This is a genomic window from Vibrio sp. Vb339 (assembly GCF_902751245.1).
GTDB lineage: Bacteria > Pseudomonadota > Gammaproteobacteria > Enterobacterales > Vibrionaceae > Vibrio > Vibrio coralliirubri.
Genome location: NZ_CADDIS010000001.1, coordinates 738938 through 755510, shown reverse-complemented (window position 1 = coordinate 755510; position 16573 = coordinate 738938). Strand labels below are relative to the sequence as shown.

Genomic DNA, 16573 nt, shown 5'->3' with positions numbered 1-16573 from the left:
TGTGAACATACTTATGAAAAGACACATACTATCAAGCGCCCTCCTACTCTCTCTAGCCTTTCCCACCTTTGCAGCTGATGGCGATATACACGATGTCACGATACTGGGTACTTCAGATATCCACGGTCATTTTATGGCGTGGGATTACGCGGCAGATAAACTCAACACTCGTGGTAGCTTGAGCCAAATCGCGACCAAAGTTGGTGAGATCCGCAAAGAGCAATCTAACATTATCCTTGTCGACGCTGGCGACACGATCCAAGGCAACTTCGTCGAAACCTTCAAAGACGAGCCCGTTGATCCAATGATGCTTGGCTTTAATCACATGAAATACGATGTGTGGGTTTTAGGTAACCACGAATTCGACTTTGGCCTTAAAACGCTCAACAGAGCCGTTACCCAATTTAAAGGGCTGTCTCTCGGTGGCAACATCAAGAACAAAAACGGAAACCCATTCTTGCCGGGTTACACCATCCTTGAACGCGGTGGTATTAAGATCGGCGTGATCGGAATGGATACCCCAATGACGGAGGTCTTTGCGCAAGGTACCAACCGTTTAGAAGGCGTAACTTTCACCAATCCAACCTTGGAAGTGAAGAAAATCGTCAAAGAGATTGATGGTAAAGTGGATGCCATCGTATTGGTTGCCCATATGGGGATTGAGAACGAGAATGACATTGCTGACACCGGTGTCACCGACATTGCCAATGCAAACCCAGAGCTTGATGCCATCGTCGCTGGCCACATGCACACTCGCATCGATAAGGCTGTTGTGAATGGCGTTATTATTACTGAGCCCGACAAATATGGCCGAGCCCTATCTCGTATTGATCTTCAATTTGAAGAGCGCGATGGCAAATTCACTCTCGTTAACAAAGACAGTTTCACCTATAAAATTAAAGGTATAGATTCTGACGAGAATATGGACGAGCTATACCAGCCTTATCATAAACAACTCCGAGAAATGGCGAATAGACCTGTCGCTCAGCTTACCGGCGTTGATTTAGTCCCTGAAAATGAAATCCGCGGTATCCCTCAAGTCCATGTTCAAGACACAGGTATTAGTGCGCTATACCAAGAAGCGAGCTTCTTCTATGCACCCAAAGCCAATGTCATCGCACTTCAAATAGACAACGACAATGCAGAGCTTGATGTTGGTCCGATCAAAGCTAAAGACATCGCGTACAACTACCAATACGCAGGTGGCGAAATCACGGTCTACCAGATGACAGGCAAAGAGCTAAGAACCTATATGGAATGGTCTGCGGGCTATTTCAACTCAGTGCAACCCGGTGATGTGACCTACAGCTTTAACCCTGAACGCAGAGCATCAAAATACTCAACCAATGACTTTTTCGCAGGCGTAACTTATACCATCGACCTCACTCAACCTGCAGGTACCCGCATCACTAACCTTGCGTTTGCTGATGGCACACCGGTTACTGATCAAACAGAAATCCGTATTGGTATGAATAGCTATCGAATGGGTCATCTAACCAAGAAAGGCGGCGTGCTAGAGGGTGAATCGTTCCCTGTACTCTTTGATACTGAAGCCGAGTATGGAGAAGAAGCAGGCACAATCCGTAACATGACCATCAAGTATCTTAAAGAAGAAAAGAACGGTCAGTATGAAGGTAAACCTCAACAACGATGGGCACTTTCTGGTTTAGAAAGCCGTTATAATGAACAGCGTGAGATCGTAAAGTCATTGATTAACGATGAAACCATATCAATCCCGACCAGTGACGATGGCCGCTACACAAACATCGCTTCTATCAACGTGAAAGAACTGATGTTCAAATCTGACGAAGCCAAACAAACAGCCATAACCACACGCGAAAAGAAACTGGCGCAGGCGACTGAACAAGAGAGTAAGCAAATCAAACGTGAAATCACTCTGATTGAAGCGCTCAATTAATCCCTGACCTCAAACCAATAACGACTTAACAACGCTTGGAGCGTGGTTAAGTCGTTGTCGTTCCCGCCCTACAACACCACATCTGTACTGAGTAAAACGGTTGATATTGGATGAATGAGCTGCAAAGGCTAACTCATAGTTGGACAAAACTTTCTTAGCAACAATAGCTAATTCGATAAGAAGTTAAGTATTGACCAAACTAAACTCAGATATAGCAAAAGCACCAAAGACTTGTACCTTTGGAGTTGTTAGTTCTTAGACTGTCGAAAGCGGCAACTCAGACACCTGACATACGCCTAACAAAATGCAATTACGCGCGATATGATAATGCGTAATCGCATATCACCGTCTAAATTTAGCCATTCGAGATTTGTTCAATTCAGTAGAAGCGATTCTATCTAACACCTCACCTACTTTCTTCCCTAGTTCGGGGCTACTCGAAGACAACAGCATGAACGTCCTAATGTTAGAAGTAAGGTCATCTCCCTTAAACCCTCTGAACATTTCCTCGATTTTCTCTGTTGATAGTTCATTAAAAATCTCAACCTCTGACGTATTGTAAGAGTTAGAACCTTTTCTCATTTCAAGAATTTCCTCCACAGTGGGTTTAGGCTCAAACTCCAAATAAGCCTCCTTCAGTTTCTCTTTAAACTTTTCATCTTTGATACCGAAAGGGTTAGCTACGATGCTGTCTACATCAAATATCTCCGGGTTCCCTTTCCTAGATTTAACAAAAACATCAATCAATTCGTCAGCTTTTTTATCTTTCCCTAGCTCCCGCAACACCATCAATCCACTAGAAAATTGAGAGCAAGAGGTTGAAGCAGCTATATCCCTCATTCCTGCTTCCATTGCCTCAGCGACTTCTTCTTCATTCGCATCAAACGAACCGTGAAATAATTTCCAAGCCTCATCCCATTTAGTACTAGCATGTTGAATTTCAACTTCTTTCTGCTTATGCCTACAAAGAGGAATCAACTTTTCTTTGTCAAGAAAACCTTGCTCAATACCGCGAGCAACAGCCAAGTCGATTTCATCGGTAAATCCGTAACCATATCGATTTAACGTCATATTCCAACGAACGGTTATTTCTTTCGTCCATCCCGATTCTTCGTTTTCCTTTCTAGTCCCTGATTGGTTTACAAACGCAAACTCTGGAATGTGCACCTCATCAGCACCATGGCAGTAGTAACACCAACTGAGCACTATAGTGGAGTGAATCACTTGCTTCTTGATACTTTCATCGAAGCCATCAACAAGCTCCAAAAACTCATTTGTGTGCTCGACTATCTTTCTGATGACTCGTTTGTTTTTGATGTTCAATCCAATACAGCAATCACGAACATAATCTCTAAACTCGAAGTCGTCAGCAAACATTATATCGAAGCACTGTTCAGCGGTTGGTTCGAAGTGAAGTTGTCTATCTACGATTTTCTCTTTGTACTTCCTGTAATCTTTGAAAGTATCGTCACCAGCTTCCTCATTAAGCAATAAGACAACCTTGCAACCTTTTTGCTCCTTGAAGAAAGAAACTAACCCCATGAAATCTTTGATAGTGATTCCCTTGCTATGACGCTCTAAGTCATCAAAGCAAATTATTGTCTTGTTCATCGCTAGCTGAGAAACTGAATTAATAAGACTGCCAATACCCCCGACATACTTACTCACATAGGGAATTTTTGTATCCTTCACCAAATCAGCAACTTTCTTTGAATAGCCTTTGATGTTAGGCGCTTCTCCAATTCGCTTGGTGTCAATCGTGTTTAAGAACGTAGTTTGCTTTAGCTCAGCAATAGAGTTAATTCCAAACAATGAAACGTATGAGTATGATTTTAAAGTGCACTCGCCTTTGAACTCTTCGATGTACTGCTCCCAACTATAAGTCTTACCGACCCCCCAATCACCTTTGATAGCAAGTACTTCGGGAGTATCGGTGGAAAGGAACCTTCGAATTTGCTCTTTGACTAATTCAACTGACATGTTTGCAAATATCCTTACAAAACAGAATGGTACTCCGACAACTATAAACCTGTTAATCAATCTATTGAATAGAAAAAGGTGTGTTCATAGGCATTCATCAAAAAAGCGCAGGGGGCAAAAACAAGCTAGTAAAACAACACCAACCCTACCCCACTTTCATAAATAAAACGTTTAATAATTTGAGCCATGATTTATTGCACTTAAACATGGTCACCAACCGTCTGACGAAAAATCCAAAAGCCCCTGAGGTGACTCTAAGCTCCCACTAACATCCTTATTCCTCCCCACACTGATCTAATTCCCTCTTTTCGAAGTACAAGTTATTAATAATTCGATATAAATCGCTCTATTGTTTGAAATTGTTGTCTACAGTTTTGTAGAGCTTGTCGCTTCGGTAGTTGCCACAAGTAACGACACCTTTTGATGGTAAGTTTTGGTTATGAGGAAAGGAAATGGAAAGCCCAATTGTCACACTCAAGCACGCCAGCAAAAGCTTTGTTGATGGCAAAGATACCCATCACGTGCTGGACAATGTCGACTTCGCTTTGGCGACAGGGGCAAGCGTGGCTTTGACAGGAGCGAGTGGTAGTGGAAAGAGTACTTTACTCAATCTAATCGCGGGGTTTGAACCTCTATCTGGTGGTGAGTTGTGGCTCGATGGCGAGAACTCATTAGATTGGAAAGACCCACAGTGGAGCCGATTCCGCCATCAAAAACTAGGCGTTATCTTTCAACAGTTCAACTTGTTAACCCCGCTCAACGTAAAACAAAACATCGCGTTTCCTCTCCATTTAAATCAACATAAATGGAGTGACTGGTGCGACTATTTGGTTGAGGCATTAGACATCAGCGAGCTACTCGAAAGACATGTATCCGCACTCTCTGGCGGTCAGCAACAACGAGTCGCAATAGCGCGTGCGCTGGCCCATAAACCCAAACTATTACTTGCCGACGAGCCCACTGGCAACCTTGACCACAAAGCAGGCATTGAGGTAATGAAGCTGCTGAGTGAAATCACTACACAAGGCAACACTGCCGTGCTTTTGGTTACACACAGCCCAGAATGCGCCAGTTTTATGCAGACAAAATTGGTGTTAGATGATGGTTGTTTAAAGAACGCAGATATAACCCCAAGAGCAGCAGCGTTGTGAGTCATTCAATGAAGCAAACTGGCTTCGCTCAGACCCAGTTCACCCATACCAAACTGACTTTGAATCTATTCGCGGCGCACTATCGTCAATCACCATTGCAAGCCGCAGCGATTCTGATCGGCATTGTGCTAGCGGTCACCTTGTTTGTCGCAGTGCAAGCCATCAACCTCAATGCCAAGCGCAGTTATGCAGAATCGACCGAGCAACTTAGCGCCCAAGCGAACAACCTTATCATTCCACCAGCAGGGCAAAACTATTTGCCGGAATCGCTCTACTTCGGCTTAAGACAAAGTGGATTAAGCGCAGCGCTACCTGTTATAGAAGGGCGAGTAAGAGACGAGCAAGGTCGACGCTGGTCAGTTCAAGGCAGTGAGCTGATCGCCGCCCTCACTTCAAGATCTCGTCACGCTCGCGTCGACGAAAAAAGCAATACTCAAACCAAAGAACCAAACATTTCCCTGTTCGACAATTCCTTACCTTTACCGCAACTCTTAGCGGGTGAACCCATTGTGATGATGAGCCAATCACAACACCAGAACTTGGGAGAAGTAGACGCACTCACTTTGGATGAAGTGCTCACTCAAGTGGTAGTGCTACCAGATGAATGGCAGCTAGGTAGCCGAATGTTGATGGACATTGGATTCGCTCAGCAATTGCTTAACAAGCAAGGGCAACTGAGCTATATCGCTATTTTTGACACCAAGAGCGACACTAACAGCAATACTCAGGATAAGTGGCGAAGCCTTATCGGCAAACAGGGACAATGGATTTCCAACAACCAAAGCACGGATCTCGGTTCAATTACCGATAGCTTTCACCTTAACCTCACCGCCATGAGTTTGTTGGCGTTTTTGGTTGGCCTGTTCATCGCTTACAATGGCGTGAAGTACAGTTTGCTGAAACGTAATCGGCTGTTGGTGCAAATTCAACAAGCTGGGATTGCGCCAAGCATCGTATTTTCAGCTCTGCTAGTCGAGCTGGTTCTTTTAGTCACAATGGGCGCGTCGCTTGGTTTCATTCTCGGCATTCAACTCAGCCATTGGCTACATCCCACCGTCGCGATAACGCTTGAGCAACTTTATGGTGCAACACTGCTTCCCGGTACATGGCAGTGGCAATGGTTAATTCAAGCACTGCTGCTCACGCTGGCCGCAACGCTTGTCGCATGTTGGCAGCATTTTAAACAGCGGGTGCGACAACCCCTCTCTTCCCATGGAGGTTTCTATCAAGCACCAGAAGCGTCTAACGAAAATCAGCTGTTTGTTATCGGGCCAGTATTAACCATTGTCGCGTTAGCAGGGTTATGGCTGAGCGAACATCATCGCTTTACCATGGCATGGCTAGGCGTGTTAGTGGTGTCGATTCCCTTGTATCTACCCAAAACGCTCAGCGTGCTAGCGAACTGGAGCGAAAAACGTACTCAATCTGGGTTAATACAATACCTGTTCGCTGAGCTGCGTGAACTTATCTCCCCTCTTTCCCTTGCCATGATGGCGTTCCTTCTCGCCGTCACCGCCAACATCGGAATGAATACCTTAGTCGGCAGCTTTGAATCCACGTTAAAGCAATGGCTTGAACAGCGCTTACATGCCGATATTTACGTTAGCCCTACCCAAGGTGAAATTGCCAATGTCGAACGTGCGTTAGAACAGTTTGATAATGTTGAAACCGTCTATAAGCAATATTATGTCGACGACAACTTGCAGGGCTTACCGACCTTACTCGGCACCAAAGACAAAGACACACTTGAGCAAACCATGGTGTTCCAATCCTACCTTGATGATTTCTGGACGCGCTTTTACCAAGGTGAATTCGTGGCAATCAGCGAACCCACTGCGGTGAAGCTCGGCTTGTCCCTTGGAAGCCAACTCAAGCTCGACGCGATCCAAGACAAAACACTCATCGTCGGGGCGATTTTCCACGATTACGGCTCACCGAATGGCGAAGTGTTACTTGCACCTAATTTTTGGTTCGAAAACGGATTTACTGACTTACCCACCAGCTTGGGAATCAAAGTCTCTGGCGACCCACAAGTGGTGTACGAACAGCTGCGCCAGCAACTGAACCTGCACCCAAGTCAGCTTTACGATCAAGCACAGATCAAATCGATCGCTTTAGATATCTTCTCACAAACCTTTGCCATCACTCGGGCGCTTAATGGCGTCACCTTAATGGTGGCGGTGATCGGCTTGTTCTGTGCCTGTTTCATGTTGCTCGATGCACGCAAAGCCGCTATTGCAAGGTTGTACGCGCTCGGTGTTAGTCAGCGAAAATTGATGGCGATGGTGGTCGGGCAAATCGTTGTTCTGGTCGCCTTCACTCTGGTTATCGCCATACCGCTCGGCGCTATGGTCGGTTATGTATTGACGGACATCGTTACCCTGCGCGCCTTTGGTTGGAGCTTAAATTACGTATGGAATTGGAGTGATGCACTCAGCATCGCAGCCATCACCATTTTAGTGGCTGTGTTTGCGACCTTGATTCCACTGTGGCGTTTGGTCAGCAAACCCGTGGTATCCAGCTTGCAAAGTGAGGTGTTGTGATGAATCGATCAATGAGAGTTTTCGTTCTCACATTTGGCATCTTACTCCTTTTAGGGTGTGAGGAGTCCACTCAACCATCAGCTCAAAATATGGGTTCGATACTTGGCGCAGAAACACAAACCGACGATGAAACACAAAAAGAGACTGAGCAATTCGCGCCGGTAGTAAAAGGCGTGGAGATCACCTTCCCTGCCGACCATCAAGCACACCCTGATTTTCGTCATGAATGGTGGTATTTAACCGCAAACTTGATTGATGAAGAAGGCAATACGTTAGGCGTGCAATGGACACAGTTTCGCTTTGCGGCTGCACCACAGGAAAGTGGCAATAGCACCAAGGAAACTACGTGGCAAAGTCAGCAAATTTACATGGCACACAGCGCTGTCACCACTAAAGACAAACACTACGCCGATGAAAAGTGGTCTCGCGACCAAGCTGAACTGGCAGGTGTCAGCACTTCACCGTTTCGGGTCTATCTTGATGATTGGCAATGGACGTCGACGACCGATGACCTGTTCCCAGCCACATTGGTCGCCAACTCGGATCAATTTGGATATTCGCTTAAGTTAACCAACAACGCGCCATATCAAAAGCAAGGCGAACAAGGCTACAGCACTAAAAGTAGCGATGGCAAAGTGGCTTCCTATTACTACAGCCAACCATTCATTGATGTATCGGGCGAGGTAACCATTGATGGAGTCACTCATCAGGTTTCCGGTACAGGTTGGATAGACCGAGAATGGAGCTCTCAGTTTTTACTCGACTCGCAACAAGGCTGGGATTGGTTTGCGCTAAGGCTTAATGATAAAACCAGCTTGGTGGTATTTCAGCTTCGAAACTCAACAACAGGCAAAGCCAGTTATTCCCATGCGAGGTTGATGAATCAAGATGGCTCCGGCATCACGATTAAGCAGCAAGACATCAGCTTGACCGCTATTAATCAAACGGAAATCGATGGACGTGACTACCCAACAGAATGGCAAGCTTCGATTCCAACTCAACAAATCGAACTGACCGTCTCGGCACTCAATCCAAATGCCAAAATGCCGCTGTCGGTTCCCTATTGGGAGGGGCCAATCGTGATTAAAGGTTCTCATTCCGGAGCTGGCTATATGGAATTGACTGGGTATTAAGCCAACAGCATATTTCTGAAATGAGAAGCTTAAATTTTTAATTTTTAACAGACAAACAAGAATAAAATCAACCGTTACATCGACCGCCATAAATATCGTTTACCCAGCTTGGGTTATCAATACAAGTTGCTCTAGTTTGTCACTCCCCAACAAACTAGAGCAACTTAAAAATCAACGCCGTAGACAAACATATCAATAGGTTTTCTATTCAGTCGATAGTGCTAGTGCAGAAATCCCTTGGAATATTTCTTGTCCTTTACCTGTTTTAATTTCAAAATCATCGAGCCAATAGATATCAGTTAATAACCGAACATCTCCGATTAATTCACAGCGATCCTTTTCGCACAGTGTGTCGATTTCTCCACTCCAACATGTTGATATATCGATGACTATCATTCTTTCTATCTCAAGAAACTGGTGGCTAAAATGCTCATGCAATGACTCTATACCTTCTGCGTAACTAAGCACTAGAGTGCATCTCCCTTCACCAATATCGCAAACTCTATATTTGCGATCGTTTAAATATATTGTGCAATCCACGTAGATTTATCCTCAATCATTAATTCAGATTACATTGTTTTAAATAAATCGAATCTCTGCGAGGAATTAGAGAAATTCATATATGCAAAGTCGAGCAAACCAAATATGAATTTCTCTAACCCATAGTTCTATTGAATCAAGAAACTAAGATAGCTCGGTAACCAACAGTTAGGTTTATCGATAAAACCGAAAGCGCCATCGATAACCTTTAGGATCCCTTAGTTTCAACTCATACATGATTAATACTGGTGCTTATTTAATAAATAAGCTTGGTGCTATTTACGTATGCGTTAATCAATAAGATGCAACCAAAATGAAGTTAAAGCGCTCAATCGCACCCATAAATTATTCAGCTAAATGGAAGGTCATCGTTCTCGTGTTGTCTGTAGTACTGATGCTTCTCAGTGCCCTACCCTCTGCATTTGGTGAACGTGAAGCTTTGCACATTTCAAACCAAACGCATTCGACACACGCTGATGATGTATATCGTTATCTTGTGGACAATAGCATTGATGTTCACAGTGTTAGCGAAAACAACGATAGGTTAGTTGTGACGTTTGCTTCAAGCGGACAACAAGCCCCCGCACAAGCTTTGATGTCCGATTTTATCCAATCATCGGAGACCGTTGCCCTCACGCTCGAACCTTCAGCTCCTTCTTGGCTAACCTCGCTGGGCTTTCAGCCGATTAAGTTTGGATTAGATCTGCGCGGTGGTGTGCAATTTCTCTTAGACGTTGACCTCGCCCCTGTCTTTAATGCTCACGCGCAATCAGTGATCGACGACCTTCGTCAGGAGTTTCGTGTACGCGGTCGTGTAGAAAGCGGTGAGGTAGTCATTGCTCGATATAACGAAGCATTACTTGGCGATATTCGAACCCACTTAAGAACACAGTATCCAAATTGGACTCTGAGCCAATCTGGTGAGCGCTTAATGATCTCAATGGATGAGGAAGAGAAACGCGCGATTCGAACTTTGACCGTGACACAAAATCTTCAAACAATGCGAGGCCGCATAGAAGAGCTAGGGATCACGGAAGCCGCAGTCCAACGCCAAGGTGAAAATCGAATTCGCATCGAACTGCCAGGAGTACAAGACCCGACATCCGCAAAAAACATTATCGGCGCCACTGCATCGTTAGCGTTTTACCATGTGGAGCCTAATGTCAGCGCACGAACAAAATCCATCAATGACCAAAATGGTAGACCTGTCATTCTGCATAGAAACAGTATCTTAGGGGGCGAGCATATTATCGATGCACGCGCCAGCCTAGGAGAAATGGGAACACCCGAAGTTAACATCACTCTTGATAGCACGGGGGGGCGGCTGATGACCAATCACTCGCGCAGCAATATCGGAAACCCGATGGCGACTCTGTACAGTGAATACAGTCAATCAGAGACAGGACAATCCATTGAGCAAAGCGAAGTTATCAGCGTAGCGACAATTCAATCAACGCTGGGTAACCGCTTTCGCATCACTGGCGCGGGGTCAATGGCAGACGCTCAAAACCTGGCTCTTCTATTGAGAGCTGGCTCACTCACCGCTCCTGTTACCATTGTTGAAGAACGCACAATCGGGCCAACTCTTGGTGCTGAAAACGTCAAAAATGGCTTTGCTGCACTCGCCTTGGGGCTTGGTTTTACATTGGTATTTATCGCTTGTTGGTATCGACGCCTTGGCTGGGTTGCGAATGCTGCACTGACTATCAACTTAGTGTGTCTGTTTGGCCTATTGGCGCTCATTCCTGGCGCTGTGCTAACGCTTCCGGGCATTGCTGGGCTCGTGCTAACCGTGGGGATGGCTGTCGATACCAACGTGCTTATCTTTGAACGCATCAAAGACAAAATGCGAGAAGGCAGAAACTTTTCCCAAGCCATAGATCGAGGGTTCGATAGTGCATTCTCTTCAATTTTCGATGCCAACCTCACCACTATGATCGTTGCCATCGCTTTGTATGCAATAGGTAACGGCCCAATTCAAGGCTTTGCGATCACACTCGGATTAGGCCTACTGACTAGCTTATTTACCGGCGTATTTGCGTCTCGAATTCTTATCAATTATTTGTGGGGAAGAGACACCTCACATGAGGTAAAACTGTAATGACCAAATCAATTAACGTCACCAAAATACGTCAATTGATGACGATGATATCTCTGATTTTTTTGACGCTTTCCATTACATCGATCGTTGCAAGAGGGTTCAATTGGGGACTCGACTTTACGGGAGGTGTTGTCGCTGATATTCAAACAAAACCAAACGTAACTCAAGTTCAGCTCAAATCTCACCTCGACTCAGCACTGAGCCAAGATGTTCAAGTGACAGCGGCAGGCAGTGAGGGAAATTGGCAACTGCGTTTCAATGATACAGACCTCGATTTGCGAGACGCACTTAACCAAGCACTGTTGCCAATAGACAGCAATTTTCACATTGCTAACAGCAGCGTAATTGGCCCTCAGGTTGGGTTAGAAATGGTCGAACAAGGCGGTTTAGCGATTTTGGCTTGTTTCGTTCTTACCTTGCTGTACTTGAGCTACCGATTTGAATGGCGATTAGCGCTAGGTTCAATTGCGGCGTTGATTTACGACATTGTTATTGTGCTAGGGCTCTTTGCGGTGACTCAAATTGAATTCAACCTAACCGTGTTGGCCGCTTTACTGGCAGTGATGGGCTACTCCCTGAATGACTCGATCATCATTTCAGATCGAATCCGTGAGGTATTTCGTGCGAAGCCAGACGGTGAAACCGATGCCCTTCTCGATCAGTCCATCGTGTCAACGTTGTCACGAACGCTTGTCACATCAGGCACCACCTTAGTCACAGTCTCAGCATTGTGGTTGTTAGGAGGGAGCGCACTAGAAGGTTTCGCCATTGCACTGTGTGTCGGGATTTTAAGTGGGACATGGTCTTCTATCTCTATTGGCACACTCTTGCCAACTCGTGTGGGCTTGAAACCAACCCACTATAAACCGGAAGAAACTGAATCCCTTGAAAGCATGCCTTAGCTTTTACTTACTGCGCTCATTGCTTACTGCTTACTGCTTACTGCTTACTTAGCACGCTATTAGGCGAATGTCGGTCGTCTGATAGCAACAAAGAATTTCTCTAATTCATAGTCTGAATCATCGGTTCACCTTAAGTTAGCAACATGGTTAGACGCATAGCTTTGTAGATATCGTTTTAGATGCAAAAGCTTAAACGCATAACTTGAAACGAACCGTTTGCTGCACAGGAAATTGCAGTATTCACCCGATTTACTCTCGTTAAAGGACATTAGCGAGCCTTCGGTTACTCAATAAAGGCTCAACATGCTCAACGTACTCAAACAAGAATACAAACTGCCACTTGGCATCGTTGCCGTTCTATTTTTCAAACTAATCGGCGACAACTTACTCACAGGAGAGCTGTCTCAGTTCGCCTACATAATGATTACTGCGGTGCTGTTTTACTCGGTGATGAGCGCCATTTTTTCGGTTGTTCGCCACTCAGATGCACTGGCGATCAAGCTTGGCGACCCATACGGTACTCTTATATTAACGCTGTCTGTTGTCTTGCTCGAAGTCATTATGGTCTCGTCCGTTATGCTGACTGGAGAATCGAATCCCTTCCTAGCGCGTGACACCATGTTTGCTGTCGTGATGGCGGTGCTTAATGGCTTTGTCGGTATCACCTTGTTAATCGGTGGGATGAAATACCATACCCAAACCTACAACCTTGATGGAATAAAAGCGTACTTGGTGGCCATTATTCCACTCTCATTACTGTGCTTGGTACTGCCTAATTTCACCAGTATGGATTCGCTGGGTAACATGTCGACCAGCCTAACTTGGACATTAGTGCTCGCTTCGATCGCTTTGTATGCCGTATTCCTGTTCATCCAAACACGCAGCCATACCGACTACTTCATTGATGGTGATAATGAAGATCATCACGAACATCACGGCCCTCTGCACAGCAATATATTCCACACGATTATGCTGGTGAGCTATTTGATGGTGGTGATTTTGTTAGCGAAAAGCCTCGCGATTCCAATTAACGATGGCATCACGGAAATGGGCGCACCTGCGGCTCTAGGTGGTTTGATTGTTGCCTTGATTATTCTCGCACCTGAAGCTGTTGGTGCCGTTAAAGCCGCCGTGACCAATCAATTACAGCGTGCGATGAACCTCTTCTTTGGCTCAGTTCTCGCCACTATTGCACTAACCGTTCCTGCTGTTCTGTTGATTTCAGGGGTAATGAACGAACCCATCCAACTCGGCCTCGCCCCAGCAGAAATGGTGTTATTAGGTGCAACGCTATTAATGACAAGCGTGAGCTTTAGCAGCGGGAGAACTAACTCGCTCAATGGTGCAACCCACCTCATCCTGTTCTTTGCCTACATCATCTTGATGTTTGATTAAAACGCATTGTGGGCTCCGGCTATCAACAGCCAGAGCCCACGTTAACTTGGAGTTTCCATGCAAGAGATTATTTCCGCGATTTGGCTGCAAGACTTTGATGCCTTACTTGAATTGAATTCACTGCACGTTTTATTGCTTTTGCTTGGTGTCGTGCTTTTCCTTGAGTCGAGTTTTGTTTTCTTACCACTACCCGGTGACGGCCTAGTGCTGTTTGTCGGGGGCATGGTTGGTTTGGGCGCGATTGATTTTTCAAGTGCTCTAATGCTTCTAACCAGTGCCTCTTTTTTGGGCAGTATCATTGCCTACCTTCAAGGGCGCTGGCTGCACAATACTCCGTTCATGCATAAAGCTGAACAAACACTGCCAGATGAATCGTTACCCAAGGCAAAAAAACTATTAAACCGATTCGGGTTTTTGTCCCTGTTCGTTTCGCGGTTTGTCCCATTTGTTCGCGTACTGACCCCAATGTTGATGGGCGTTGCACAACTCAGCGCAATAAGAACGCTGATTGTTAGCTTCACTAGCTCGATTACATGGGTCTTTAGTTTATTGCTGATAGGAAAGTGGATCATGCGACACCCATTCGTCTCTCAATATCAAGAGTTGATTACAAAGTGGTTCTTAATGGGCAGTTTAATCCTGATGGTTACTGCATTTATCGCCCTCTTTATTCGGCTTGCGACCAAGAAGCGACAACCACAAACATCAGAATAAAAATCGCTTCAATTGTATTCTCACTTATTGTCAAAGGTCTAACATATGACATTAATTACATTAGCTTTTTCATCAGAAGGGGCGGAAAAGCTGTACCTGAAAATACTGGAGTGTCTAACTCTAAGAAAGGCTAAACGACTGAATCAAACGCTTCTAGAGGCTGAACCCGTCGAACTGCCATCAGTATTAAGGAAGCTCTCTGACCAGCAACGTATCGCCACTTGGACTCTATTAAGCGAAGTAAACCCAAGCCTTGCTGCCAACTTACTTGATCACTTATCTGATCCCGAGCTTCTATGGCTGATCAGTCAACTATCTGAAAGTAGCACCATAGTGCTATTTCAATATTTGCATTCCGCAGACCGCCGGTTGCTACTCAATGAGCTGCCAAGTGACCTACAAAAACAGCTCAGGCAAGCCCTACCTTCAACATGGAAAGACGAAGAGCGTGCAGCCTTGATCTACCCACAAGACTCTGCCGGAGGGATTTGTAAAAGCGAAGTTCTCAAACTGGCAGCAGACGCTACCATCGACAGTTTGAGCGCAATATTAAGCGCAGAAGAACACAACTTAGATCGACTAGAGTGGCGCTACGTTTACTTGCATGACACTGAAGGCAGCTATTTAGGCGGGCTGAAGATCCGTGATGTACTGCTGCTACCACGTGGTACGCCATTAAGGGGATACATAGATACCACAGTGCCCGTTATCAGCCCTGACACGGATCTAAATACGATTAAAAGTACGCTGGACACCACTTTACACCCCGTTGTTCCCATCGTTGATGAACAAGGTTTCCAAATAGGCATCGTCGGTTTTAAACATCTCAATGAAGCCTTATGCCAACGTTCGAAGCAGCAAATGCTGGAGCAATCCGGTGTATTTGGAGGTGATGAGTCTCGCACCATGCCAGTACTAAAACGTAACCTACGTCGACTCGCCTTTTTATTGCCTTCAGTCGCCTTAAGTTATGCCGCGATTTCAATCATTGCTATTTACGAACCCATCATTGAACAAATTGCCGTCTTAGCGGCCGTGTTGCCGCTTGTCGCCAATCTTTCTGGTGCGGCTGGGAATCAATCCGTTGCAGTGTCGATACGTGAATTATCTATGGGCCAGATCTCAGCCAAAGACCTGCTGTATGTGGTCGCGAAAGAGATTCCAATCGGCGCGATCAATGGATTGCTAATTGGTGGTGTTCTGGCTCTGCTTACGTTGTTCACGCTTGGCGGGGATCACTCTGGATTGCCATTGGTTATCGCCATTGCTTACACACTTTCTTCTACTCTTGCCGTCGTGATTGGAGGTACATTGCCCTTGCTACTAAAACGGCTCAACTTCGACCCAGCCATGCTATCAAGCCCAATGCTGACAACCTTAACCGACGCAATTTCGTTCTTCAGTGTTCTGTATCTAGCACACGCTTTTTTACTGTGATTTAACTTTTTCTTCCACCACAAAATGGGGATTCTTATGCATTTAGAAACATTGTTCACCTATATGACACTCACGGTTCTTGGCCTATTACCCATCATGAACCCACCCGCAGCAGCAACGGTTTTACTCGGTTTGAGTAAAGGACGAGATAAGAGCTATATTGTGTCGCAAGCCAAAACGACTGGAGTCTATCTTTTCATTGCCTTGTGCATCACCTTCTTCATTGGTGCATCGGTACTCGAACTCTTCAGTATTTCAATACCGAGCTTGCGTTTAGGTGGTGGCATCATCATTGTCGCGATTGGTTTCAATATGCTGTTTCCTCGCCCCGATAATGAAGCCGCCCCCTCTGGGCAAGATTCAATAGCACTAGTACCTTTAACTATTCCTTCACTGTGTGGCCCTGGTTCTATGGCGATGATCATCAGCCTGGCCGCTCAAATTGCTACTTATGAAAACCACACAAGTATGACTAGCGTCTATGGTGGTGTAGTCGCAGGGCTTGCTGTCGTTGCACTTATTGCGACCTTCACATTAACCATGGCGTACCCTCTGCTCAAGGCGCTTGGTCAAAATGGCATCAATGCATTTACCCGAATTATGGGCTTCCTATTGATCTGTATGGGAGTGCAGTTTTTCACTCTCGGGATTCAAGAAATCGTTCTTGAGATCAATGAACTCTTATAAGTAAACAAACAGCCCAATTTTGAGCCTCAGCCATTTTTGGTTGGGGCTTTTTTATGTCTATACGTTTAGCAA

At 45.4% G+C, this 16573-nt stretch carries 12 protein-coding genes; 10 read left to right on the top strand and 2 right to left on the bottom strand.

Going from position 1 to position 16573, the window contains the following annotated elements:
• Positions 1 to 13: 13 nt before the first annotated feature.
• Positions 14 to 1918, top strand: coding sequence for a bifunctional metallophosphatase/5'-nucleotidase (locus HRQ85_RS03350; RefSeq protein WP_172378701.1), 1905 nt, complete (start codon positions 14 to 16; stop codon positions 1916 to 1918).
• A 342-nt stretch (positions 1919 to 2260) separates the two neighbouring features.
• Here the strand turns inward: HRQ85_RS03350 and HRQ85_RS03345 are convergent, their stop codons facing one another.
• Entirely contained in the window at positions 2261 to 3898 is a 1638-nt protein-coding gene (locus HRQ85_RS03345; protein WP_172378700.1) for a hypothetical protein, read from the bottom strand.
• Positions 3899 to 4350: 452 nt separating this feature from the next.
• On the opposite strand from HRQ85_RS03345, the gene HRQ85_RS03340 reads away from it, so the two are divergent.
• Genes HRQ85_RS03340 through HRQ85_RS03330 form a run of 3 tightly spaced genes read left to right on the top strand, consistent with a single transcriptional unit; the run spans position 4351 to position 8725 of the window.
• A complete protein-coding gene (locus HRQ85_RS03340) occupies positions 4351 to 5049 on the top strand; it encodes an ABC transporter ATP-binding protein (protein WP_172378699.1) in 699 nt (232 codons plus the stop codon).
• An 8-nt stretch (positions 5050 to 5057) separates the two neighbouring features.
• A complete protein-coding gene (locus tag HRQ85_RS03335; RefSeq protein ID WP_172378698.1) occupies positions 5058 to 7592 on the top strand; it encodes an ABC transporter permease in 2535 nt (844 codons plus the stop codon).
• Positions 7592 to 8725, top strand: a complete 1134-nt coding sequence (locus tag HRQ85_RS03330) for a lipocalin-like domain-containing protein (RefSeq protein WP_172378697.1) — start codon at positions 7592 to 7594, stop codon at positions 8723 to 8725. The genes HRQ85_RS03335 and HRQ85_RS03330 overlap by 1 nt, the downstream gene beginning before the upstream one ends.
• A gap of 204 nt (positions 8726 to 8929) precedes the next feature.
• On the opposite strand, the gene HRQ85_RS03325 is transcribed toward HRQ85_RS03330, so the two are convergent.
• Positions 8930 to 9193, bottom strand: coding sequence for a hypothetical protein (locus HRQ85_RS03325; RefSeq protein WP_253918824.1), 264 nt, complete (start codon positions 9191 to 9193; stop codon positions 8930 to 8932).
• A gap of 385 nt (positions 9194 to 9578) precedes the next feature.
• Between HRQ85_RS03325 and secD the strand changes: the two genes are divergently transcribed.
• The 6 genes from secD to HRQ85_RS03295 all read left to right on the top strand — a co-directional run bounded on the left by secD (position 9579) and on the right by HRQ85_RS03295 (position 16501).
• Positions 9579 to 11366, top strand: a complete 1788-nt coding sequence (secD, locus tag HRQ85_RS03320) for a protein translocase subunit SecD (RefSeq protein ID WP_060980575.1) — start codon at positions 9579 to 9581, stop codon at positions 11364 to 11366.
• Positions 11366 to 12268 (top strand): protein translocase subunit SecF, encoded by a 903-nt coding sequence (secF, locus tag HRQ85_RS03315; RefSeq protein ID WP_172378695.1) that lies wholly within the window; start codon positions 11366 to 11368, stop codon positions 12266 to 12268. The genes secD and secF overlap by 1 nt, the downstream gene beginning before the upstream one ends.
• Before the next feature lie 303 nt (positions 12269 to 12571).
• On the top strand, positions 12572 to 13663 hold the full coding sequence (locus tag HRQ85_RS03310; protein WP_050632839.1) for a calcium:proton antiporter: 1092 nt from the start codon (positions 12572 to 12574) through the stop codon (positions 13661 to 13663).
• A gap of 57 nt (positions 13664 to 13720) precedes the next feature.
• The gene (locus tag HRQ85_RS03305) at positions 13721 to 14377 is read left to right on the top strand and encodes a DedA family protein (RefSeq protein WP_050632838.1); all 657 of its coding nucleotides are present in this window, start codon (positions 13721 to 13723) and stop codon (positions 14375 to 14377) included.
• Between the two features lie 45 nt (positions 14378 to 14422).
• Positions 14423 to 15814: a magnesium transporter gene (locus HRQ85_RS03300; protein ID WP_172378694.1), complete on the top strand. Its 1392-nt coding sequence runs from the start codon at positions 14423 to 14425 to the stop codon at positions 15812 to 15814.
• 36 nt (positions 15815 to 15850) lie between these two features.
• Positions 15851 to 16501 carry a MarC family NAAT transporter gene (locus HRQ85_RS03295; RefSeq protein WP_172378693.1) on the top strand — a complete coding sequence of 217 codons (651 nt, stop codon included), beginning with the start codon at positions 15851 to 15853 and terminating at the stop codon, positions 16499 to 16501.
• The last annotated feature ends 72 nt before the right edge of the window (positions 16502 to 16573 follow it).

Bases quoted from the DNA above. Each gene is read 5' to 3' on its own strand.
- HRQ85_RS03295 (WP_172378693.1), top strand. From the start codon at position 15,851: ATGCATTTAGAAACATTGTTCACCTATATGACACTCACGGTTCTTGGC.
- HRQ85_RS03305 (WP_050632838.1), top strand. From the start codon at position 13,721: ATGCAAGAGATTATTTCCGCGATTTGGCTGCAAGACTTTGATGCCTTA.
- HRQ85_RS03340 (WP_172378699.1), top strand. From the start codon at position 4,351: ATGGAAAGCCCAATTGTCACACTCAAGCACGCCAGCAAAAGCTTTGTT.
- HRQ85_RS03310 (WP_050632839.1), top strand. From the start codon at position 12,572: ATGCTCAACGTACTCAAACAAGAATACAAACTGCCACTTGGCATCGTT.
- HRQ85_RS03345 (WP_172378700.1), bottom strand. From the start codon at position 3,898: ATGTCAGTTGAATTAGTCAAAGAGCAAATTCGAAGGTTCCTTTCCACC.
- HRQ85_RS03330 (WP_172378697.1), top strand. From the start codon at position 7,592: ATGAATCGATCAATGAGAGTTTTCGTTCTCACATTTGGCATCTTACTC.
- secF (WP_172378695.1), top strand. From the start codon at position 11,366: ATGACCAAATCAATTAACGTCACCAAAATACGTCAATTGATGACGATG.
- HRQ85_RS03300 (WP_172378694.1), top strand. From the start codon at position 14,423: ATGACATTAATTACATTAGCTTTTTCATCAGAAGGGGCGGAAAAGCTG.
- HRQ85_RS03335 (WP_172378698.1), top strand. From the start codon at position 5,058: ATGAAGCAAACTGGCTTCGCTCAGACCCAGTTCACCCATACCAAACTG.
- HRQ85_RS03350 (WP_172378701.1), top strand. From the start codon at position 14: ATGAAAAGACACATACTATCAAGCGCCCTCCTACTCTCTCTAGCCTTT.
- secD (WP_060980575.1), top strand. From the start codon at position 9,579: ATGAAGTTAAAGCGCTCAATCGCACCCATAAATTATTCAGCTAAATGG.